This is a genomic window from Rothia sp. HMSC062F03, from assembly GCF_001836905.1.
In the GTDB taxonomy this organism is placed as follows: Bacteria; Actinomycetota; Actinomycetes; order Actinomycetales; family Micrococcaceae; genus Rothia; species Rothia mucilaginosa_A.
Genome location: NZ_KV830885.1, coordinates 107,646 through 130,987 on the forward strand (window position 1 = coordinate 107,646; position 23,342 = coordinate 130,987).

At 58.6% G+C, this 23,342-nt stretch carries 12 protein-coding genes; 9 read left to right on the plus strand and 3 right to left on the minus strand.

What is annotated here, in order from left to right; translation table 11 throughout:
• The first annotated feature begins 73 nt into the window (after positions 1-73).
• From HMPREF2674_RS06060 to HMPREF2674_RS06100, 9 genes are all read left to right on the plus strand, one after another.
• Positions 74-1,069 (plus strand): ABC transporter permease, encoded by a 996-nt coding sequence (locus HMPREF2674_RS06060; RefSeq protein WP_049342732.1) that lies wholly within the window; start codon positions 74-76, stop codon positions 1,067-1,069.
• Complete coding sequence (locus HMPREF2674_RS06065; protein WP_049333950.1) at positions 1,066-2,043, plus strand: ABC transporter permease; 978 nt, start codon at positions 1,066-1,068, stop codon at positions 2,041-2,043. Before HMPREF2674_RS06060 ends, HMPREF2674_RS06065 begins: the two co-directional genes overlap by 4 nt.
• Positions 2,043-4,136: an ABC transporter ATP-binding protein gene (locus HMPREF2674_RS06070; RefSeq protein ID WP_070825113.1), complete on the plus strand. Its 2,094-nt coding sequence runs from the start codon at positions 2,043-2,045 to the stop codon at positions 4,134-4,136. Before HMPREF2674_RS06065 ends, HMPREF2674_RS06070 begins: the two co-directional genes overlap by 1 nt.
• A 413-nt stretch (positions 4,137-4,549) precedes the next feature.
• Positions 4,550-6,247 carry an ABC transporter family substrate-binding protein gene (locus HMPREF2674_RS06075; RefSeq protein WP_070825114.1) on the plus strand — a complete coding sequence of 566 codons (1,698 nt, stop codon included), beginning with the start codon at positions 4,550-4,552 and terminating at the stop codon, positions 6,245-6,247.
• Positions 6,248-6,615: 368 nt separating this feature from the next.
• Entirely contained in the window at positions 6,616-8,346 is a 1,731-nt protein-coding gene (locus HMPREF2674_RS06080) for an ABC transporter family substrate-binding protein (RefSeq protein ID WP_070825115.1), read from the plus strand.
• Positions 8,347-8,754: 408 nt separating this feature from the next.
• Positions 8,755-10,455 carry an ABC transporter family substrate-binding protein gene (locus HMPREF2674_RS06085; RefSeq protein ID WP_070825116.1) on the plus strand — a complete coding sequence of 567 codons (1,701 nt, stop codon included), beginning with the start codon at positions 8,755-8,757 and terminating at the stop codon, positions 10,453-10,455.
• Between the two features lie 443 nt (positions 10,456-10,898).
• Positions 10,899-12,608 (plus strand): ABC transporter family substrate-binding protein, encoded by a 1,710-nt coding sequence (locus tag HMPREF2674_RS06090; protein WP_070825117.1) that lies wholly within the window; start codon positions 10,899-10,901, stop codon positions 12,606-12,608.
• Positions 12,609-13,015: 407 nt separating this feature from the next.
• Positions 13,016-14,716 (plus strand): ABC transporter family substrate-binding protein, encoded by a 1,701-nt coding sequence (locus HMPREF2674_RS06095; protein WP_070825118.1) that lies wholly within the window; start codon positions 13,016-13,018, stop codon positions 14,714-14,716.
• Positions 14,717-14,973: 257 nt separating this feature from the next.
• Positions 14,974-16,677: an ABC transporter family substrate-binding protein gene (locus tag HMPREF2674_RS06100; protein ID WP_070825119.1), complete on the plus strand. Its 1,704-nt coding sequence runs from the start codon at positions 14,974-14,976 to the stop codon at positions 16,675-16,677.
• A 190-nt stretch (positions 16,678-16,867) separates the two neighbouring features.
• Here HMPREF2674_RS06100 and HMPREF2674_RS06105 read toward each other — a convergent pair whose 3' ends face one another.
• The 3 genes from HMPREF2674_RS06105 to HMPREF2674_RS06115 form a co-directional block, all read right to left on the minus strand.
• Positions 16,868-17,896, minus strand: coding sequence for a dihydrodipicolinate synthase (locus HMPREF2674_RS06105; RefSeq protein ID WP_246826186.1), 1,029 nt, complete (start codon positions 17,894-17,896; stop codon positions 16,868-16,870).
• Positions 17,897-18,108: 212 nt separating this feature from the next.
• On the minus strand, positions 18,109-20,184 hold the full coding sequence (locus tag HMPREF2674_RS06110; protein WP_070825120.1) for a glucose PTS transporter subunit IIA: 2,076 nt from the start codon (positions 20,182-20,184) through the stop codon (positions 18,109-18,111).
• Positions 20,185-20,701: 517 nt separating this feature from the next.
• Positions 20,702-23,269 carry an HAD-IC family P-type ATPase gene (locus tag HMPREF2674_RS06115; RefSeq protein ID WP_070825121.1) on the minus strand — a complete coding sequence of 856 codons (2,568 nt, stop codon included), beginning with the start codon at positions 23,267-23,269 and terminating at the stop codon, positions 20,702-20,704.
• Positions 23,270-23,342: the final 73 nt, after the last annotated feature.

A 23,342-nucleotide genomic window follows, 5' to 3' on the forward strand; every position in this document is an offset into this window, starting at 1 on the left:
CGAAGCAGTGCACTGGGACAGCATGACACACATGCCTTAACACCGACATCTACACAAGGAGGGGAACCGTCCCATGTTTAGGTACATCCTCCAGCGATCGCTGACGTACCTCGTCATGGTCTTTATTACGACCACGATGGGTTACTTTGCCGCGGTTACTGCCCTGAAGCCTGCTCTGCTGGAGCAGGAAAAGGTTCCGAAGCCCAGCCCCGAGCAGGTGAACCGTAACTTCGCATCCCTGGGTCTTGACCCCGAGATGAACCCCTGGGACCGCTACGTTCAGTGGCTGACCAATGTGGTCACCAAGTTCGATTGGGGTCGTAGCCCCAACGGCGCGTACATTAACCAGGAATTTGGCCAGCGCGTGTGGGTTTCTACCCGCCTGCTGCTGGTGGCTACCATTCTCTCGATTGTGATTGGTATTGCCCTGGGTGTGTACTCGGCAGCTCGCCAGTACAAGTTCTCTGACCGTGTTATCACCGGTTACTCCTACCTGGTCTACATCATCCCCGCTCCCGTTGCTTACTTCGTGGTGCAGCAGGGCGCGACCACTATCAACAACATTGCTGTTGCTCATGGTGGCGAGAAGATTTTCTACGTGACCGGTATTTCGACCCCGGGCCTGACGGGCTTCTGGGAGGTTACCATCGATATGGCCGCACACTACATCGTGCCGACCTTCTGTATGACCATCTTCGGTTGGGCTGGCTACCAGATTGCCCAGCGTCAGTACCTGCTCGATAACGTGAACGCAGACTTCGTGCGTACCGCTCGCGCTAAGGGCCTGACCCGTAACCAGGCTATTACCCGTCACGCTCTGCGCGTGTCCTTCATTCCCGTGGCGCAGTCCATCGCCTACCAGATTCCGCTGATCTTCGCGGGTGCATTCTTCGCCGAGAGCGTGTTCGCGTGGCCCGGTATTGGTAAGTGGTCGATTGACTCCATCTCCTCGCAGGATGTGAACGCTGCGACCGTGACCCTCGCGTACGGTTCTGCACTGTTCGCTGTAGGTGCGATTATCGCTGATATCGCGACCACCATCGTTGACCCCCGAGTGAGGATCTCATGAGCCAGGTAACTGCAACTTCCTCCGTGCCGGTGGTACAGGAGAACGGTGACTTCAAGGTCATCAACAAGAACGTCATTATTCTGCGCCGCTTCCTGCGTAACAAGGCGGCTGTCTTCGGCCTCGCGGTCTTCATCGGTATGGGTCTGTTCGGCCTGTTCGGTAAGTACCTGACTAAGTACAAGCCGAACGATATTGACTACATGGCTCTGGGTGAAGGCCCGAGTGCCGACCACTGGTTCGGTACCACCATTGCTGGTAACGACGTGTTCGCCATGATGGTGGAGGCCGTGTGGACCTCCCTCGAAATCGGTGTGATCGTTGGTCTGGCAACCGTGCTGATTTCCGCAGTGTACGGCTGTGTGATGGCCTACTTCGGTGGTTGGATCGATAAGATCATGCTCTTCATCCTGGAAACCCTCATCATGGTTCCCTCTCTGCTGATTCTGGCTATCCTGATTAACGGTCAGGTTGGTAAGCAGATTCAGAAGAGCGTGCCGACCTGGATTCTGCTCTCCGCCGTGCTGATTGCCTTCGGCTGGATGGGTAGCGCCCGTGTGATTCGTGCAATGGCACAGTCCCTCATCAGCCGCGACTTCGTGAAGGCTGCACGCTACATGGGTGTGCACCCCTTCAAGATTGTGATGCGCCACCTGGTGCCGAACATCGGCTCCCTGCTGGTTCTGAACTTCACCAGCGGCATTATGAACGCTGTGCTCTCCGAGGTTGCCTACTCCTTCATCGGCATCGGTATTAAGTACCCGAACTACTCGCTGGGTTCGCTGATTTCGGATGCTTCGCAGCAGATTAACACCCTGCCGCACATGTTCTGGTTCCCGGTTCTGTTCTTCTTCCTGCTGGTTGGTCCGCTGGCCCTCATGAACGACGGTCTGCGTGACGCCTTTGACCCGACCTCCATGTCGGTCGGTAAGATCAAGAAGTCTAAGAAGAACGAGAAGAAGGAGGCGAAGAACTAATGAGCACCTCTCCCGTTCTGAGCGTTAAGGACCTCAACGTCCGATTCAACACTGAAAACGGCGTCGTGCACGCCGTGCGCGGTGTGAACTTCGACCTGTACCCGGGCAAGACCCTGGGTATCGTGGGTGAGTCCGGTTCCGGTAAGTCGGTGGCTTCGATGGCCATCATGGGTCTGCATCCGACCACCGCGGACATCACCGGTTCGATTAAGTACAACGGCACCGAGCTGCTGGGCCTGAGCGACAAGGAAATGTGCGCCTACCGTGGCAAGCACATCTCCATGATTTTCCAGGATCCGCTGTCCTCGCTGACCCCTGTGTACACCATTGGTGACCAGATTGCCGAGGTGCTCAAGGTCCACAACAAGGGCATGAGCAAGCAGGCCATCAAGGACCGCTCCATCGAGCTGATGCGCATGGTGGGTATTCCCTCGCCGGCCGATCGTCTGCGTTCCTTCCCGCACGAGTTCTCGGGCGGTATGCGCCAGCGCATCATGATTGCTATGGCGATTGCGAACGACCCCCGCGTGCTGATTGCTGACGAGCCCACCACCGCACTGGATGTGACCATTCAGGCGCAGGTGCTGGAGGTCATGCAGAAGGCCCAGGAGGAGACCGGCGCGGCCACCATCATGATTACCCACGACCTGGGCGTCGTGGCGGGCATGGCTGACGACATCCTGGTGATGTACGCCGGTAAGCCGGTGGAGATTGCCAAGGCCGAGGACCTGTACAAGTACCCCTCGCACCCGTACACCATCGGTCTGCTGGGTGCGGTGCCTCGCGTGGACCGCTCCGAGAAGGTTTCGCTGGTTCCGATTGAGGGTACCCCGCCGAACCTGATTAAGCCCGTGACCTGCTGCTCCTTCCGTGAGCGTTGCCCGATTGCCAAGAGCGGCGGCCAGTGCTGCCAGGACTCCAACGGTGAGCCCGATCTGCAGCCGCTCGAGGGTGTGGGCGAGGGCCACTACTCCTCCTGCACCATCTCGCAGGATCTGGTGGGTAAGACCGCGGAGGAACTGTACCCGGTTCCCGAGCCTCCCGTATCCAGCTTCGACGGTATTCCGCGCGAGGAGCGCGCTCCCGTGCTGGAGGTGCGCAACGTCAAGAAGCACTTCCCGCTCATGAAGGGTGCTCTCATCAAGCGCCGCGTGGGTACCGTGAAGGCCGTGAACGGCGTGACCTTCGATATTCGCGAGGGCGAGTGCTTCTCTATCGTGGGTGAGTCCGGTTGTGGTAAGACCACCACCCTGCTGGAAATCATGGAGTTCAACAAGAACACCGACGGTGAGATTCTGATTAACGGCGTCTCCACCAAGGATGGCAAGTCCGCCGGTGAGATTCTTGCACTGCGTAAGAACCAGCAGATGGTGTTCCAGGACCCGACCGGTGCCCTGGACCCGCGCTTCACCGTCTTTGAGGTCTTGGCTGAGCCCCTGGAGAACCAGGGCATGAAGAAGTCCGAGATTAAGAAGCGCGTCGTCGAGCTGATGCGTACCGTGGGTCTGCAGCCCGACCACGTGAACCGCTTCCCGAACCAGTTCTCGGGCGGTCAGCGTCAGCGTATCGGTATCGCCCGTGCGCTGGCTGTGAACCCCAAGCTGGTGGTTCTGGATGAGCCGGTGTCGGCGCTGGATGTGTCGGTTCAGGCGGGTGTGATTAACCTGCTCGAGGAGCTGCGTGCCAACCTGGGCCTGAGCTACCTGATGGTGGCTCACGACCTTGCGGTGATTCGCCACGCCTCCGATCGCGTCGCGGTGATGTACCTGGGTCGTATTGTTGAGATTGGTGACGTCGACCGAGTGTTCGACAACCCGATTCACCCGTACACCCGTGCTCTGCTCTCGGCCATCCCGGTGCCCGATCCCGAGGTTGAGGCTAACCGCCACCGCATCATGCTGGAAGGCGACCTGCCCACCCCGGTGAACGCTCCGAAGGGTTGCGGCTTCTCGAGCCGTTGCCCGATTTTCAAGCTGCTGCCCGAGGATAAGAAGCGGCGTTGCCTGGAGGAGATGCCCGAGATTACTCACGTTGAGGGTGAGGATCACGGTTATGCTTGCTACTACCCTGAAGCCGAAGCGGCCATGGTGTAGCTCTAGAGTCGGCTGAAAAGTCGCATGTGTGCCGAGGGGCGAGTATCCATTGGATGCTCGCCCCTCGGGTTTTCTGTTCTCCACGATGTTTTGGGTCGTGGTAGCGGCCCGGGCTGTGCTTTCTTGTGTGGTTCTCGGCACTGAGGATGCACTGATGTATAAGTTAATTTCTCCTTGACAAGGCGTAACCTTTCTCAATATTCAAGATATGAATATTTATGGGAGGGCATCTGAATGGAGGGTGGGTAATAATTAACTCTAGGGGCGCGTCGCTAGGGGCGCACCCGAAGGAACACATTCATAGACCGGCACTAATTCATCGCTCACCGCACCTTTGGGTGGCGCATGAGCAGGGAATCCTTGATGCTTTCCTGCGGGATTATTGAGGGTCATACATATAAGAGGACACTCTCATGGAGAAGAATTTCATCCTGAATCGTCGTACCGTTCTCGGTGGCGCTGTAGCGCTGAGCGCTGTGGGCGTACTGGCTGCGTGCGGCTCGTCGAAGGACTCCAAGGCCACCACCCAGGGCGCAACCGCAGGCACCGATTCCAAGGAACTGTACGACATCGCTGAGACCGCTGTTTCTGAGCTGAAGGATGGCGGCACTCTGCGTCTGTCCGTGACTTCGCTCGGCCCTGACTTCAACCTCCTGGGCACCGGCGTTACCGCCTACACCCAGGCTGCTCTGAGCCCCGTATACTACAACAGCATCTGGCAGGCAGCCCCCATGGGCAAGCGTACCCTGTCTCCCGAGTTTGCCAAGAGCTTCGACGTTTCCGAGGAGAACGGCGTGCCCGTGGTCTCCATTGAGCTGAACCCCGTGGCTAAGTTCAACGACGGCACCCCCATCGACTACAAGGCTCTGCAGGCTACCTGGAACATCCTCAAGAGCACCGACGGCGACTACAAGATCGAGACCAGCGGCATTTACTCTAGCGTTGGCTCCGTGGAGCGCGACGGTGACGACTTCAAGGTTAAGGTCACCTTCGCCAAGCCGTACTACCCGGTGAACGTCCTCTTCGGTGAGATTCTGCACCCGGCTCTGCTGGACAAGAATGTTTTCAACGAGGGCTTCGTGGATAACCCGCACCCCGAGTACGCAGCAGGCCCCTTCACCATTGCAGAGGGCGGCTGGAACTCCTCCGAGAAGACCCTGACCCTGACCCGCAACGAGAAGTGGTGGGGCGAGAAGCCCGTTCTGGAGCGCATCGTCTTCCGTCAGATGGACTCCGCCGCTGAGCGTGCAGCGTTCAAGAACGACGAGATTGACGCTGCCCCCGCTACGGCTGCCGCAAGCTACAAGGAGCTGAAGGAAGTTTCTAACACCGAGATGCGTCGCGGTGTTCGCCTCTTCTCCGGCGGTATGATTATGAACCCCGCCCGTATGCAGGACGTTGCTCTGCGTCGCGCGGTTATGGCAGGCCTGAAGCGCGAAGCTATTTCTAAGGTGCGTTTCCAGGGTCTGGATTACGAAGAGAAGCAGCCTGGTTCGATGATCCACATGCCCTTCTCCGAGTACTACCAGGACGTTTACCCGACCCCGAACAACGATGCATCTGCAGCTTCCAAGATTCTGGAAGAGGCTGGCTACACCAAGAACGGTGAGTTCTACGAGAAGGACGGCAAGCAGGCCGCCTTCAAGTACTCCGTCTTCGGCGATGACCCCACCTCTAAGGCTGTGGCTCAGACCATCGTGCAGCAGCTGAAGGATGCCGGTATTAACGTTGAGATCGACGCTCGCGCCGCCAGCGAATTCGGCAAGGCAATGCAGGCTAAGGATTACGACGCTACCGCATCGGGCTACGCTCTGAGCGACCCGGACGCCACCCAGGCTACCCAGCAGTTCTACCTGCGTGAGAAGCCCGAGGATGCCGGTACCGACGAGATCAACGAGCTGATCGAGAAGATGATGCTCATCTCTGATGACAAGGCACGTAACCTGGCTTGCGACGAGATTGAGAAGAAGCACATGGCCGAGGTTGCTGTGATGGTTCCGCTGTTCAACGGCCCCGAGTACAAGTTCGTGAAGAAGGGCCTGCGCAACTACGGTGTGTCCCTGTACCAGGGCAACGGTATTCACTGGGAGAAGGTTGGTTGGGCTAAGTAAGCCCTCATCCTATCGCCTACTAGGTGATTAGCCTAGAGGTATTGAAAGTGTCCACCCGGATGATCCGGGTGGACACTTTTTGCATATCTGGAGGAATTGCTTTGGGTGTTTTTGTGTACCGACACAGGGGAGCGGCGGTATAGCTATCCAGTAAAATCCGAAAAATTCGCGCAAAAACAGCGTATGCATAGTATGAATATTCAAAAAATACGATAAATATTAAGAAATATTGTAAAAATGCTTGGTTTTCACTCTCAGGGTGCGCTACAGTGGAATCATACAAAGTTATGCAGTGCTCTGCATAAATAATCAATACTTCGGGGATACGGGATACACCCGCCCGCACAAGACAGAAGGAAACTACTCCCATGACCGCCAAGACCGCATACACCGCGAGCAGCCACGAAGCGACCAAGAACAGCTTCAGCCGCCGCGCGCTCATTGGCGGCTCCGCGGCTCTGGGAGCTGTAGGTCTGCTCAGCGCCTGCGGCAACGGCAGTGCAAGCTCTGAAAAGACCAAGGCCGCTGGCGCCGGTGCCAATATCGAAGACCTCTACAACATCAACGCTCAGGATGTGAACAGCCTGAAGAAGGGCGGCACCCTGCGCCTGCCCGCCGGATCCATCGGCCCGAACTTCAATTTCTACACCCAGAGCGGTAATACCAGCGATAACGTCAACGTTATGAGCACCATCAGCCAGGCCGGCATGTGGAACCTCGACTTTGATGGCACCTACAAGCTGAACACCGACTTCGCTGTCTCCTTCGAGCACAGCAAGAAGGATGACAAGATTCAGGTTGCCGTCAAGCTCAACCCCAAGGCTGTCTTCAACGATGGCACCCCCATCACCTACAAGGCGCTCCAGTCCACCTGGAACATCTTCAAGAGCCTGGATAACGGCTACAACATTGTCACCAGTGGCATCTACGAATTCGTCGAATCCGTAGAAAAGGGCGAAGACGACTACAGCGCAACCGTCACCTTCTCCAAGCCCTTCTACCCGCTGCAGAGCCTCTTCTCTGAGATTCTGCACCCCGCACTGGAAGACGTCGAGCTCTTCAATAACGGCTTTGTGGATGCGCCCCACCCCGAGTACTGGGCTGGCCCCTTCACTCTGGCGGATAAGGGCTGGGACTCCACCGCAAAGACCTTCAGCGTTGTACCCAACGACAAGTGGTGGGGCACCAAGCCCCTGCTGGACAAGATCGTCTTTACTCAGATGGAGTCCAGCGCTGCACGTGCTGCGTTCAAGAACGACGAAATTGACGCTATCGGCGCAAGCACCTCCTCCACCTATGCCGAGGTGAAGAGCATTGCGGGTACCGAACTGCGTAAGGGTACCCGCCTCTATGCCGGTGGTCTGGATATTAATCCGCGGCGCGTGAAGGATGCCGCCCTGCGTAAGGCAATCTTTGCCGGTACCAACCGTGAAGCACTCGCAAAGATTCAGTTCCAGGGTCTGCCCTACGAGGAAGCTATTCCCGGTTCGATGATTCACATGCCTTTCTCGCCCTACTACCAGGATTCTTACCCGACCCCGAATAACAGCGTTTCGGAGGCGCAGAAGATTCTGGAGGCCGCCGGCTACACCAAGAATGGCGACTACTACGAGAAGGCTGGCACGAAGGCTGGTTGTGCTGTGGTGGTCTTCGGTGACGATCCGACCACCAAGGGTAAAGCTCAGACCTTCACCCAGCAGATGAAGGATGTCGGCATTGAGATCCGGATTGATCAGCACGCCGATAGTGAGTTCGCCACCATCCTGGGTAACTGGGACTACGATATTTCCTTCAGTGGCTACTCGGTCTCTGCTGACGCAACCGAGGGTACCAAGCAGTTCTACTACTCCGAGAACAACGAAGGTATCGGCAGTAAGGAAATCGATGCCCTCATCGACGCCATGACCCTCATTGAGGATGACAAGGAACGTAACCTTGCCTGCAATGAGATTGAGAAGAAGCACATGGCTGAGTTTGCTTTCCTGGGTACCATTACGAACGGTCCTGACTTTGTGATGGTCAAGAAGAATCTGGCTAACTACGGTCCGCACCTGTACAAGTCGATGGACTGGGCTGCTGTGGGCTGGATGAACTCCTAAAAGGTGCCTGTCTTGCGAGCGGGTCGAATGCGTGTGTGCGCGTTCGGCCCGCTTTGCTGTGCCCGCTGGCTATTTCTGGAGGCGGGGGAGGGATGTTGCGCGAAGGGTGGTGGGGTTGTGCCGATGTGGATTTAGACCCGTTGCATTAGGGCTGGGCGTAATAATTGAGAAATATTTATCGTGTTGCGCACCTGTAGTGATTTATGTGGTGTACACTACTAAAAATATTAAATGTGGCTTAGAACATAGCTTTAGGTCACATTATTTTGCATGGCTTGACCTGCCCGCCCATCACCGCAGATAGCAGGCGCTCCTACAGGCGGAAACCCCGCCTCCAGAGCACGCGAGCCACCCACTCTACACTGCAAACACTGCATCAGCGCAGTCCACACCCACAAGGAGCCCATCATGAGCCCCCACCCCATCCCCTCCCTCTCCGGATTCAACCCGATCATGAGCCGCCGCGTACTGTTCGGCGGCGCAACCGCCGTCGCTGCTGCCGGCGTACTGAGCGCTTGTGGCTCCTCGTCCTCCAAGACCGAGCACAAGGCAAGCGAAACCCCGTTCTATGAAATCAACGAGCAGGATGCCTCGAAGCTCAAGCAGGGCGGTACCCTGAACCTGAGCACCTACTCCCTTGGTCCGGACTTCAACCGTTTCTCCCAGAATGGCTCGAGCACCTCCGTCTCCGAAACCATGGGCATTATCGCCGGTGCCGGCATCTGGCGTAGCACCTTCAAGGGTGAAGACGAGCTCGACCCCAACTACTGCCTCGGCTTCGAAGCTAAGGAAGTAGACGGCAAGATCACCGCAGAGGTTCGCCTGAACCCCAAGGCAGTCTTCAACGACGGCACCCCCATCGACATCGACGCCCTCAAGGCAACCTGGCAAATCCAGCGTGACCCCGAGGGTGAGTACAAGATTGGTGCAGCAGGTATCTACGAGTACATCGAAAGCGTTGAAGCTATCGATGGCGACCGCTACCACGCACGCGTTGTCCTCAAGACCGCACACAACCCCGTCAAGGGTCTGCTCTTCGGCGGAATCCTGCACCCGGCAATGCTCGACGTAAACCTCTTCAATGAAGGCTTCGTGGACAACCCCCACCCCGAGCTCGGTTGCGGCCCCTTCACCCTGGCACCCAACGGCTGGAACTCCTCCGAGAAGACCTTCACTGCTGTGCCCAACGACAAGTGGTGGGGTGAGAAGCCCAAGCTGGACCGCATCGTCGTGCGTGAAATGGCAGACGCCGCAGCTCGCGCCGCCTACAAGAACGGCGAGCTGGACGTCGTGGAATCACGTACCCTCAGCGCCTACAACGAGATGAAGGACGTTGCAAACTCTGAAATCCGCCGCGGTCGCCGCCTCTTCGCCGGCGGCATGAACCTGAACGCAGAGCACATCACTGATGTTGCTGTCCGTAAGGCAATCTTCCTGGGTATCGACCGTGGTGCTCTGGCAAAGATTCGCTTCCAGGGTCTGCCCTACGAAGAAGAAGTTCCCGGCTCGATGCTTCTGTTGGGTTCCTCCCAGTACTACCGCGACAACTACCCGGCACGTAACCCGGAGGAAGCACGCAAGGTCCTGGAGAAGGCAGGCTACACCAAGTCCGGCGACTTCTACGCGAAGGACGGCAAGACCATCACCTTGAAGCTGACCACCTTCGGTGATGACGCCACCACCAAGGGCCAGGCACAGACCTTCATCCAGAGCATGAAGGAAATCGGCATTAACTTCGAGCTCGATTCGCGTGCACAGTCTGAATTCTCGAAGGTTGTTGGTAACCGCGAGTACGACGTAAGCATTTCGGGCTTCGGCGTGACCTCCGAGCCGACCAGTGCAGCCGAGTACTTCTACCACTCCAAGAACTGGAACGGCGTCGGCACCCCCGAAATCGACGCTATGGTCGACGAGATGGTCACCATCCTCGATGACGCTAAGCGCGCCGAGAAGTGCAACGAAATTGAGAAGAAGCACATGAGCGAGGTTTGCCTCTTCATCCCCTTCCTCAATGGCCCGGACTTCAAGGCATGCCGCCCGAAGCTCGCTAACTACGGTGCGTTCCTCTTCAAGACCACCGACTGGTCTACCGTCGGCTGGATGGCGTAAGCCGCAGTTTTAAGCTCCCTGCCCCCTATACGTTTTCGCAGTGTCGTATAGGGGTGGGGAGCTTTTTCTTGTGGAGGGTTCAGCGCGCTTTAGTTGCCCCGACGCTGTGCTTGTAACTTGTAACGACTCTCAAAGTACCGGGTGTGACGCGCTCGCGCGCCAATGCTACATAATATTTCATTTTTTAGTTTTCGCACGCGGCTTCCGCATGATGATGCGGTTTCAGGCGCTGAACCCGTGATTTTTAGACGGTGTATAGTTCTTCCACGGATTGGACTGTGGTCTGCGTCGCTTCTTTTGGGGGTATACTGTGTTTCAACCACAAACAATGTGGGGGCTCTCACAAAGGTGATGGGCGGGAGCTTCGGCGCTCCCGAAAAATCAGCGCACAACACGGTGCGCTTATCGAATAGCACCCGAGCCCTCCGGCATGAGGAGAATACATGACTCATCTACGTATTAATCGCCGTACCCTGCTGACCGGCACCGTTGCCCTGGGTACCGTCGGCCTGCTCGCTGCATGCGGCGGCGGCTCTGACAAGAAGATCAGCGGTAAGGCTGCATCAAGCACCGAGGAAATCGTCAAGAACCTCGAAATCAACAAGCAGGACCGCTCCTCCCTCAAGCAGGGTGGCGAGTTCCGCGGTAGCGTCTCCGCAGTCGGCCCGAACTTCAACATTCTGACCCAGAGCGGCTACACCACCGAGAACCTCACCGCATTCGGCGGCGCCTGCAACATCCCCTCCGCTATCGGCTTCACCTCCCTGAGCCCTGCTGGCGAATACAGCCTCAATGACGACTACGTCTCCGATTACAAGGCAGAGACCGTTGACGGCGTGCAGACCATCACCTTCAAGCTTAACTCTAAGGCTGTCTTCAATGACGGCACCCCCGTTGACATTGAGGCAATCCGCGCCGCGTGGACCGTCTACCGCAACCCCGATGATGGCTACAACGTTATCGCCGCTCCCTTCTGGCAGCAGGTGGCGTCCATCGACCCCGTGGATGGCGACAAGACCCGCGTCAAGATCGTGATGTCCAAGCCCCTGTACCCTGCCGAAACCCTCGGCCTGCTCGGTCTGCACCCCGCACTGACCGACAAGGAGCTCTTCAACAATGGCTTCGTGAACAAGCCCATGGATCAGTACTGGTCCGGCCCCTTCAAGCTGGGCGAGTGGAACTCTTCGGCTAAGACCCTCACCCTCGTGCCCAACGACAAGTGGTGGGGTGAGAAGCCGCTGCTGGACCGCATTATCTGGCGTGAAATGGGCGACGAGGCAGAGCGCGCAGCGTTCAAGAATGGCGAGCTGGACAGCATCGGCTTTGCTGGCCTGGCAACCTACAACGCTGTCAAGGGTCAGCCCGGTGTTCAGATTCGCTCCGGCCAGAGCGTCGGCGTGATTAACCTGCAGTTCAACCCGACTCGCGTGACCGACACCGCCCTGCGCCGTGCAGTCTTCGCCGCGGTTGACCGCTCCCAGCTGGCTAAGGTCAAGTTCGGCCAGATTAACTGGGAAGAGCCCCTGACCGGCTCCCTGATTGCTATGCCCTTCCAGAAGGGCTACCAGGACGCTATGCCCACCAACCCCGGCCCCGAGGCTGCGGCAAAGATCCTGGAAGCAGCAGGCTACTCCAAGAATGGCGACTACTACGCCAAGGATGGCAAGACTGCAGGCTTCTCCATCACCTACTTCGGTTCGGATGCAACCTCTCTGGCTCAGTTCCAGAACCTCGAGCAGCAGCTCAAGGCGGCAGGTATTAAGCTCGAGCAGGACAACCAGCCGCAGTCCCAGTTCAACTCCGTGATGGGTGCTAAGCAGTACGACTGCGCCTTCTCCGGTTGGGGTATTGGTGCTGACCCCGCAGACAGTGTTCAGTACTTCTACACGAGCGAAATCAACGAGGGTGTGGGCGATCCTGAGCTGGATAAGTTCATTGCGTCCATTTACGAGAAGGAATCCCACGAGGAGCAGCTGAAGATGGCTGCTGAGGCTGAGAAGCAGCACATGGAGAAGGTCGCTATTTACTTCCCCTACGGCAACGGCCCCAGCTACGCAGCTGTGAAGGAGAAGCTGGCTAACTACGGTCCTTCCCTCTTCGCAACCAGCTACACCGACCCCAAGCGCTGGGTCAATGTGGGTTGGCAGAACTAAAGCCATAGGCTAGTTTCTGGGGTTCTAGTCGGTAGCTTCTGAATTTTTGGAGGCGCCGGCATAAGACTCCGGAAGGGTAAAGTCCCGCGGTATTCCGCCTAATGGGCGGGGCGCCGCGGGACTCTTTTGTTTCTCGGGGGAGGGTCGGCTGAAATTGAGGGAAGAAAAGTTTCTGCTGAAATATTTCCCGTAAAAGGTGAGGCGGGTCATGCCGTATGGGTTTTGTGTGTATACTAATCCCAATGCAAACGTGCGTTCCATCATAGATGTGCATCACGAGTATGCGGGGTGGGTTGTGTTCCCCCACCCTCAGATTGTCGAGATGGCGCCACGTTTCAACACTCATCCCGGGCCGGGAGCGCATGGTACCTCACGTGCGCATCCCGGTCCTCAGACAAGGACAGATCATGACCACTTTCACCCTCAACCGCCGCGCCCTGCTCACCGGCACCGTCGCCCTGGGCACCGTAGGCCTGCTCGCAGCCTGCGGCGGCAACTCCTCCAAGACCGAAACCAGCGCTCTCTCCGCGGGCGACGACCTCTCAAAGGCAGTCTCCTACAACGAGAAGGACCGCTCCGCCCTCAAGGACGGCGGCGAACTGCGCCTGAGCGCTGACGGCATCGGCCCGAACTTCAACATCCTCAACACCAACGGCTACACCGCCGGCAACCTGAACATTCAGGCAGCCATCAACTCCGCCTTCACCGGCGGCTTCTACGCCGACTTCCGCGGCGAGTCGCACATGAACGAGGACTACGTCACTGAGTACAAGGCGCAGACCGTTGACGGCGTGCAGACCGTGACCTTCAAGATCAACCCCAAGGCAGCCTTCAATGACGGTACCCCCATCGACGTGAACGCCGTCAAGAGCTACCAGACCATCTACACCGCCGCGGCATCCGGTTCGGACTACCAGATCACCCCCTCGCCCATCTGGGAACAGGTCGCAAGCGTCGAGGCTGTGGACGGCGATACCCGCCACGTGAAGGTCACGATGTCCAAGCCCTGGTACCCCATCGAAGGCAGCTTCACCTCGTTCCTGCACCCGGCATTCGCCGACCCCAAATTCTTCAACGACGGCCTGAACGACAAGCCCCTCGACCAGTACTGGGCAGGCCCCTTCAAGGTCGGCGAGTGGAACTCCTCCTCCAAGGTGCTCACCGTCGTCCGCAACGACAAGTGGTGGGGCACCAAGCCCGCCCTCGAGCGCATCACCTGGCGTGAAATGAGCTCCCAGGCAGAGCAGGCAGCCTACAAGAACAACGAAATCGACTACGTGGACGCCAGCACCCTCAGCTCCTACAACGAGCTCTCCGGCGTGGCAAACACCGACATTCGCAAGGGTAGCGCTCTCAGCGTGGGCAACTACGAAATCAACCCCGAAAAGGTGCCCCTGCCCGTCCGCCGCGCATTCGTTGCAGCCCTCAACCGTGAGCAACTGCAGAAGCTGCGCTACGAGAAGCTCGGCTGGAAGGAAACCCTGCCCGGCTCCATGTGCATGCTGCCCATGCAGGAAGGCTACCAGGACAACTACCCGACCAAGCTCGGCAAGGATGTCGCCACCAAGATCCTTGAGGATGCGGGCTACACCAAGTCCGGTGACTACTACACCAAGGACGGCGCTAAGGTCTCCTACCCGGTTATCACCTTCGGTAGCGACCCGGTTGTCAGCTCCACCGCCCAGTTCCTGGTGCAGCAGATGAAGGAGGTCGGCATCGAGCTGACCATCGAGAATCACGGTGCCTCCGAAATGTCGAGCATCATCTCCTCGAAGAACTTCGCGATTAAGACTGGCGGTTACGGCATCACCACCTCTCCGGTGGATGCAGCGAACTACTTCTACATCTCCGAGACCAACAACGGTCACGGTAAGGATCTGGACTCGCTGGCAGCAACCATGATGTCCACCGAGGACCCGAAGGAACAGCTCAAGATCATGAACGAGCTGGAGAAGCGCCACCTGGACGAGGTCGCCATCTACGTGCCCACCCACAACGGCCCGAACTTCAAGGCGTGCCGTAAGGGCCTGGCGAACTACGGCCCCATGCTCTTCGGTCTGCCCTACTACAACCCGAACGTATGGATCAACGTCGGTTGGGAGAAGTAAAAATCTAAGCGTTGAGCACCGCTCACACACTCCATAAGGGGTAAAAGCGCTACAGCGGCGTGTTACAGAAGGATTAAAACCTTCTGGAGCACGCCGCTTTCCCGTTCCTCAGAGATTTGCACGGATATACTTAAAACAAATGCGGGCATTCTGCCTGCGACCCCGGCAGAGACTGTCCTCCCGCCGGGTTGGAGTGTTAGTTGCGCACCGTTCGCGCGCCGCCTCCACAACACTGCGAATACTCTAGGAGAAATTCCATGAAGAGCATGTCTGTCTCTCGCCGTACCCTCCTGACCGGCACCGTTGCCCTCGGCACCGTTGGTCTACTGGCTGCCTGCGGCAGCTCGAAGGAAAAGGTTGGCGGTAGTGCCGCTAACAACGCTGAAGATATTCTGAAGAACCTTCAGGTCAACAAGCAGGACCGTTCCTCCCTCAAGCAGGGCGGCACCCTGACTCTCGCGGCTACCGCCCTGGGCCCGAACTTCAACCTGCAGACCCAGAGCGGCTACACCTCCAGCAACCTGGACGCACTGGCACCCTGCAACATTCCCGCCGTGATGGGCTTCTACACCATGAGCCCCGACGGCGAAGGTACCCTCAACCCCGAGTTCTGCACCGAGCACAAGACCGAGACCGTCGATGGCGTGCAGACCGCGACCTTCAAGATCAACCCCAAGGCAGTCTTCAACGACGGCACCCCCATGGACGTGAAGGCTGTGCAGGCTTGCTGGAAGGTCTACAGCGCAGTCACCGACAACCCCTACCACATCACCGATAACCAGATGTGGCAGCAGGTGGAAAGCATCGAGGCAGTGGACGGCGACGACCGCCACGTCAAGGTCACCATGAAGACCCCGTACTACCCCTCCGAGGGTCTGTGCGCCTTCGCAATTCACCCCGCTCTGGAAGACGTCAACCTCTTCAACGACGGCTTTGTCGACAAGCCCCTCGACCAGTACTGGGCAGGACCCTTCAAGATTGGTGAGTGGAACTCCTCCCAGAAGGTGCTCACCCTGGTCAAGAACGACAAGTGGTGGGGCGAGAAGCCGGTGCTGGATCGCATTATCTGGCGCCAGATGGACTCCGATGCAATCCGTGCAAGCTTCAAGAACGGCGAACTGGACGCCTTCACCTTCGTGGGTGCAACCAGCTACAACGCTGTGAAGGGTCAGGCAGGCACCGAGATTCGCCAGAGCCAGAACACCAACGTCAACATTATTCAGCTGAACCCCAAGCGCATCGAGGACCTGGCACTGCGCCGCGCAATCCTCGCAGCTGTGGACCGTGAGCAGATCGCTAAGGCGTACTTCTCGCAGCTCGGCTGGACCGAGCCGCTGCCCGGCTCCATCATCGCAATGCCGTTCCAGAAGGGCTACCAGAACAACTACGAGGGTGAGTCCGGCGCCCAGGCAGCCGCCAAGATTCTGGAGGCCGCAGGCTACTCCAAGTCCGGCGACTACTACGCTAAGGGCGGCAAGACTGCCAGCTTCGCCCTGACCTCCTTCGGTTCCGAGGCTGTCTACCAGGCTGTCTACCAGATCCTGGAGCAGCAGCTGAAGTCCGCAGGTATCCGCCTGACCTCCGACAACCAGCCGCAGTCGAACTCCAACTCCGTGCTCGGCCAGAAGAGCTACGAAGCAATCTTCACCGGTTGGGGCGTTCTGCCCGACCTGGCATCCTCGGCACCCTACTTCTTCACCACCGAGGTGTTCGGAGTCGGTGACCCCGAGGTTGATAAGCTCATCGAGAAGCTGCAGAACACCGAGAAGGAAGACGAGCGCATCAAGATCGCCAACGAGGCGGAGAAGCTCTACTACGAGAAGGTCGCTGTGTACCTGCCCTACGGTAACGGCCCGATGTACGCCGCTGTCAAGGCTAAGGTCGCGAACTACGGTCCGTCCCTGTTCAAGCAGAGCTACACCAGCGCTGACTACTGGGTCAACGTTGGCTGGCAGGAGTAGAACAGACGGGAGTAATACCGCTTTCGGTAATGCTCTAGTCATCCTGTAGGACTCAAAATCTCGGGTACTCTCACAAGAGAGTGCCCGAGATTTTTCTGTTCCCCTTGTTCTGTGTCCTTCAGCGGGACACGTTAGCGGGATATGTAATTACAAAAACTAGGGGGGAGGGGAATGCCGCCCTAACCGGTTGCTACCACTCGCCCATGTACAGGGAACGCTCCTGCAGGTACCTCAACAGGTTCGGGTTCTGCCGCAGATAGAAGATGCGGTAAATGCCGCCTCCAGCGACAATAAAGGCCAGCGGGAATCCCAAAATCACGAGGACGCGGCTCATATTAGCTGGCAAATCAAAAGGAGCGCCGCTGGTTGCGACCAGCACAATCCACAGAGAATATCCAGCGCAAGCTATCGGGGTACCCCACATTCCGCGCACCAGCCAGCTCACCAGCGTCACCGCAATGACCCACGCGAGTGCCAACGTGAACTGATGCCGCTCCGCGTGAGCCCAGGGGAGAGCCCCCACGAAGATAATTGCGGGGATGCCGAGGTAACCGGGGATATTCAGTGAGGCAAGAATGTTTACGCAAAAGTAGCCCAGGAAAATAGCGCTCAACGACGAAGACAGGAACAGGTGCAGGGGTATCGTGCCGTCGCCGCTATAGGCTGCGGTGGGGCCTGCATACACGGTTTCAAACATGAGGGTTAGCGGAGTCATCATGTATTCAATCCAGACCACCAGCGCAAACGCACCGAAAATGCCGAGAGCCTGCATCAGCGCAATCAGCCGTGAACGCGCATCGTGAGGAATGGTGAAGCTCTGGCCCTTCGCCTTGACGCCGCAGACATGAACGACAGCTACCATTGCCGCAACGCACAGTACCCAGCGTAAGAGGACGCCGGGCAGCTCAGGAAGACCGCCGTAAGCCCCCGTGGCGGGGTTACCCCAGGCTCCGGGGAGCAGCGTAATAGCGTGAGCACCCTCGGGGAGGCTGGTAGAGGAAGCAAGCCGGTGCGGCTCGTAGATAACCCACCACAGAAGGCAGGCTGGAATCAGCGCGGAGAGCTTACGCAGCAGAACCGGGAACGGCGGGGAATCATAGACGAGCGCCTCAAGATTGAGCCGGCGCATCAGCCGTCGAACAGGAGAAAGAGCATGCAACTCTTTTTGCTGCTCTTCCCACACCCCGGTATCCCATGTCCTAGTATCAGAAGACATCATCGTACTCCCTATCACGTGAGAACTTCCTTGTTGAGCTTATTATCACATTAGCAGAAATACCCCCCCGGCCAGTGCCTAAACCCCAGCAAACCCCTGCCCAGCAAACCCGGCCCAAAGACTCAGCACATCAGGAAGCAGGGCATAAGGGAAAGGGAGCATAAGGAAAGGGGCCCCACCACAATGGTGGGGCCCCTTAGAGCCTAGAAAGCGAACTACTTAGTGGTCACCTTCAGGACGGTGCTCAGGTTCTGGTGAGCAACGCCCGGCAGACCCTTAACCTCAGCAAACTTGCGGGTGTTGGTGACAATCACCGGGGTAATCAGCGGGTAACCCGCCTCCTTGATAACCTCGGGATCGAACTCAATCAGAGTGTCGCCGGCGGCAACAACATCGCCCTTGGCAACCTTCACGCTGAAGCCCTTACCGTCAAGGTTCACGGTATCCAGACCAACGTGAATCAGCAGCTCAATGCCGTTCTCCAGCTTCAGGCCCACAGCGTGGCCCGAGGGGTAGGTTGCGGCAACCTTACCGGCTGCGGGAGCAGCAACAGTGGTACCGGTTGGCTCAATCGCCACACCCTCGCCCAGCTTGCCAGCCGCGAAAATCGGGTCCGGAACATCGGCCAGAGCAACGGCGGTACCCTCAATCGGGGCGTGCAGCTCAATGACCTCACCGGCTGCAGTGGGAGCCGCGGCGGCGGCAGCTGCGGCCTCAGCCTTGGGAGCCTCCTCGGCCTTCTTCTCTACCTTCTTCTCGGCGGGAGCAGCGGCCGCCTCTTCCTTCGCGCGCTGAGCGGCGTGCTTAGCGGCGTCGTCCTTCGACTCGTAACCGAAGACCAGCACACCGGCCATCGCGCCGAAGAAGGCAATAGCCAGGCCAATCACGTACAGGTACGAGGGCTGCATAGCCGGAATCGACAGCAGCGAGGTGAACGCAAAGGCGTAGGACTTAACGCCCAGCATCGAAATGGTCGCACCACCGATCACGGCGGGAACCAGAATAATCGGAATCACGCGCTTGTAGCGGAGTACCACACCGTACATGGACGGCTCAGAAATACCGCCCAGCAGACCGGACATCGACGCACCGATAGCGGTCTGGCGTAGCTCGCGGTCCTTCTTGGCGCGGATAGCCACACCGGTCACCAGGCCGAACACGGCGAAGTTGTACGCACCCATGGGGGACTGGATGAAGTCGGTACCCATGGTCTGCAGGTTGTTAATCATCACGGCGTTCAGCGGCCAGTGCAGGCCCAGCGGAACCATGAACAGGTACAGGCCGGCAATCAGGGCACCCACAACACCGGGAGCCACATCGTTAATCATCTTCAGGAAGTCAGAGATTCCCATAGCCACACCGATACCGATCGGGCCCACCAGGAACACGGTCAGCGGAACCAGGATCATCACCGAAATCATCGGCACGAACACCATCTGCAGCATTGAAGGAATAACCTTCTTCAGGAAGCGCTCAAGCGGAGCCAGCAGAGCAACAGCCAGCAGCGGCGGGAAGACCTGGCCGGTGTAGCTGAACGCGTACAGCGGCAGATCCAGACCGAAGAACGGAACGTTCAGAACCTTGGTTGCGGGATCAGCCAGAGCGGTCAGATCGGTGAAGGTACCGGTCATCAGCGCAGCGGGGATAGCCGCACCAACCCACATGTTCGCGCCCAGACGCTTAGCTGCGGTAGCACCCAGCATGATGGGCATGAAGTTCAGCACCGACAGCGAAGCGGCCTTCAGGATGTACCAGAAAGCAAACTGATGCATCCACTGGTTGTTCAGAGCCTTAGCAGCCTCGGGATCAGACAGGCGCGCGCCGTTGACGATGTCGACGTTCACGACCTGACCGGTCAGGTCGGTGTACTGGCCGAAGAAACCCAGCTGCTGCAGGAACACGATGAGGGTCAGAATCATCGAGGTACCCAGCAGGGCCCACAGCAGCGGACGGAAGGAGTCAGACAGAACGTCGAAGACGTTGGTGAGCCAGCCGGCCTTCTTACCGTTAGACTCTGCCGGAGCCTCGCTCTCAGCCTGCTTCGACATGGAGGGCAGCGCGTTAATCTCGTTGTACACGGCCTCAACACGGTCACCCAGCACCACCTGGGTCTGGCCGGACTGCTCAATCACGGTGAGCACGCCGGGCAGGGACTTAATCTTCTCGTTCTGCACGGCCTCGTTCGACACGGGGGTCACACGCAGGCGGGTCGCGCAGTGCGTCATGTGCGAGATGTTCTCGGGGCCGCCGAGGCCGTCGAGAATCTTCTCGCCAAGTTCGCGGTTGTTCACGATACTTCCTTAGATATGCGGTCAAAGTCTATGCACAGGGTGAAATCTGGACGGCCGGGTGGGGGTGGGAAAACAGCCGCGCTACGCGCAAAAGCTTCCCAAAAACACAAAAGACCCGAGCGCTCTCAACCTACGGTCGGGACGGATGCCCCGTACGGGTACAGCGATACGGCGCGACCACCGGCTACGCGCCGGAAGCTACACTACCGCTATGGTGTTGAGTCACTCAGGTCTTGCCTGCCAATCCAGTAACAATCCTGTTCAAGAGAGGGATACCCCTTCTCAATAGTTCCCTGTAACTTTAAGGGTTTTCCCAGGTTCAGGGCAAGATGGATACAGGAAACTCCCAGAAGCTGTTAAAAATTTCCGCAAATGGATGCGACCCCCGGGCGGGTCATTCGGGCGAGCCAACCGACGGATAAAGGCACAACGCACGGAGGGCCCCGCATCCTCGAAACGAGAATACGGGGCCCTCCAAAAAGTCCCAGCCGGGGCTATCCCGGGTAGGGGCAACGAACTACTTCGCGGCCTTCTTCGGGACGAAGCTCAGCGAGGCCACCTCAAGATCGGGGTAGTGGCGCTTCTGCCAGCGGCGGTTGCGATGCGCATTCACCTCAATCAGAGCCGCACCCAGGGCACCGGCACCAATTGCGGTCCACAGCAGGTGCGGGGCCACCTCGGTGAACTGGTGGTACTCCACCAGGATCGGCACGAACAGCGCCGCAAAGAACACCGCCAGCAGCGCACCGAAGAGCAGCACGCGGGCGCGGTTCAGCGGGCGGGCCACCGCGGCCAGGTTCCACAGGCCCATCATGACCAGGGTAATGAACGAAGCTGTCTGCACCTGGCGGATATCGCCGATGTGCATCCACAGCGAAGTGGCCGTCACCAGTAGCAGCATGGCCACTACAATAATCGAGTTCGGAACCGTGTAGTTCAGCACGCGGCGCAGGAAGCCCGGCACGTAGCGGCGCGAGTTCGGCAGTAGGGTCAACGCGAAGGAGGACGCACCCACAATCAGGAAGTCAGCGGTCGAGTACTGGCGCGGCAGGAAGGGGAACACCCAGCCGAACAGACCAAACACCACGCCCAGCAGAATCGCGAAACCGGTCTTCGTCAGGAACAGGTTCGCCACCATCTCAATGTTCGTGATGACCTGGCGGCCCTGCTCCAGGGCGGCCGGCAGAGACGAGAACTTACCGTCCAGCAGCACCAGGCGGGAGACAGCCTTCGTCGCCGGAGCGGCATTACCCATCGCGATACCCAAGCTTGCGTGCTTGAGCGCCAGCGCGTCGTTAATACCGTCACCGGTCATCGCCACCACGTGGCCGCGCTCCTTCAGCGCAATGACCATGTTCTTCTTCTGCTCGGGCGAGACACGACCGAAAATATTGTGGGTCGCCGCAGCCTCGGCAAGCTCCGGGCCGTCCTCGGGCAGGGTAGAGGCATCAACCGCGCCGGCGGAGGTGTCCATACCCGCAGTCTTTGCGGCGGCGGCAACCGTGAACGGGTTATCACCCGAGAAGACCTTCAGCGTCACACCCTGACGGTGGAAGTACTCCACAATCTCCGGGGCGTCCGCGCGCACGTTCTCGCGGAAAATCACGAACAGAACCGGGGTAGCGTCCGCCGGAATCTTCTGGACGGGCTCACCCTTCTCGTTACGCACCACGGCCGCGGCATGGGCCAGCACCATCGTGCGCAGACCCAGTGCCGCCAGCTCAGCGGCACGCTCACGCTCAGCGGTGCCCTTGGCGAGCAGCGCCTCCGGGGCGCCCAGCAGCCAGGCCCCCGAATCCTTAAACTCAATCGCGCTAAAACGCAGCGCCGACGAGAACGGCACGATGCCGCTGACGGTAGCCGAGGAAGCCTGCGGGAAGCCGCCGGTCAGCGCTGCGGCGGTCGGATTCGCGTTCTCATCGTGGCCGAACCACGACAGCGCCTCGTTCCAGCCGGTCGGCAGGGAGGCACGCCAGGAGGTGTTTTCGGCAGAGTCGACGTCGGGGCCCTCAGCCACCGCCTCGGTGGTCAGGGGACGCACCGAATCAAAAATCACGCCACCTTCGGTCAGCGTGCCGGTCTTATCGAAGCAGACCACGTCAACGCGAGCCAGCACCTCAACCGCAGGCTGCTCCTGCACCAGGATATTGTGCTTGCGGCCCAGAGCCACGGCTGCCGCGGCGAAGGCCAGGGTGGTCATCAGCGCCAGGCCCTGCGGAATCATCGAAGCCACCGAAGAGACCACGGCGATAGACACCTGCTCCCACATGTGGTTCTGCTCCACGGCCTCCAGGCCACCGGCGGCGCGAATCTGACCCCACAGCACCACCGGAATAATGACGGCCAGACCAATCGTAATCCAGCGGACCACGAGGTTCAGGGCATCGCGCAACTCAGACTGGATACGCGAGAACTGGCGCGCCTCGTCGGAAATCTTGCTGGCTCGCGAGTTCGCGCCCACGTGAGAGAGCAACACGCGGCCGGTACCACCGAGCACGCTCGAGGCGGAGAGCACCATATCGCCCGGGCGCTTCGCAATCGGATCGTTCTCGCCGGTCAGCAGGGATTCGTCCAGCTCCAGCGAATCGGAGGTGAGCACAATAGCGTCCGCAGGAACCTGATCGCCGCGCTTGAGGACCACCACGTCACCCTCAACCAGCTGCTCCATCGGAACCTCAACGCTCTTACCGTCACGCACGGCAGTAGCGGGGGAGCGATCCAGCAAGGAGATGCGGTCCAGCTCAAGCTTCGCCTTGTACTCCTGCACGAAACCGATTACCACGTTAGCGATAACAGCCGCCAGGAAGAGGAGATCCGCCCAACGCTGGTACATAATCACCACAGCGCCACAGGCACCCAACACAAAGTTGAAGACCGTGAAAAGGTGCGCACGCATAATGCTCCACAGCGTGCGAGAAGACTTATTGTTCTGGGTATTGACCCTACCCTCAGCAGTCAGGCGAGCAACATCATCGCTACTCAAACCGTGCTGGGCAATATCGAAAGATCCGCTATGCGGTGTTTCAGAATATTCGGGAATGTAGCCGGCAACGGCAGACGCTGCCGTTTTCTGCTGAGGATCCATGTAGGGGTCTCTTTCTCGAATGGATGGGATGCTGAACTGAATAGAGTTCAGTATTGCGGACACTACCTTTCAG

Excerpts from the sequence above, each read along its gene's own strand:
- HMPREF2674_RS06060 (WP_049342732.1), top strand. The coding sequence starts at position 74 with ATGTTTAGGTACATCCTCCAGCGATCGCTGACGTACCTCGTCATGGTC.
- HMPREF2674_RS06065 (WP_049333950.1), top strand. The coding sequence starts at position 1,066 with ATGAGCCAGGTAACTGCAACTTCCTCCGTGCCGGTGGTACAGGAGAAC.
- HMPREF2674_RS06070 (WP_070825113.1), top strand. The coding sequence starts at position 2,043 with ATGAGCACCTCTCCCGTTCTGAGCGTTAAGGACCTCAACGTCCGATTC.
- HMPREF2674_RS06075 (WP_070825114.1), top strand. The coding sequence starts at position 4,550 with ATGGAGAAGAATTTCATCCTGAATCGTCGTACCGTTCTCGGTGGCGCT.
- HMPREF2674_RS06080 (WP_070825115.1), top strand. The coding sequence starts at position 6,616 with ATGACCGCCAAGACCGCATACACCGCGAGCAGCCACGAAGCGACCAAG.
- HMPREF2674_RS06085 (WP_070825116.1), top strand. The coding sequence starts at position 8,755 with ATGAGCCCCCACCCCATCCCCTCCCTCTCCGGATTCAACCCGATCATG.
- HMPREF2674_RS06090 (WP_070825117.1), top strand. The coding sequence starts at position 10,899 with ATGACTCATCTACGTATTAATCGCCGTACCCTGCTGACCGGCACCGTT.
- HMPREF2674_RS06095 (WP_070825118.1), top strand. The coding sequence starts at position 13,016 with ATGACCACTTTCACCCTCAACCGCCGCGCCCTGCTCACCGGCACCGTC.
- HMPREF2674_RS06100 (WP_070825119.1), top strand. The coding sequence starts at position 14,974 with ATGAAGAGCATGTCTGTCTCTCGCCGTACCCTCCTGACCGGCACCGTT.
- HMPREF2674_RS06105 (WP_246826186.1), bottom strand. The coding sequence starts at position 17,896 with ATGATGTCTTCTGATACTAGGACATGGGATACCGGGGTGTGGGAAGAG.
- HMPREF2674_RS06115 (WP_070825121.1), bottom strand. The coding sequence starts at position 23,269 with ATGGATCCTCAGCAGAAAACGGCAGCGTCTGCCGTTGCCGGCTACATT.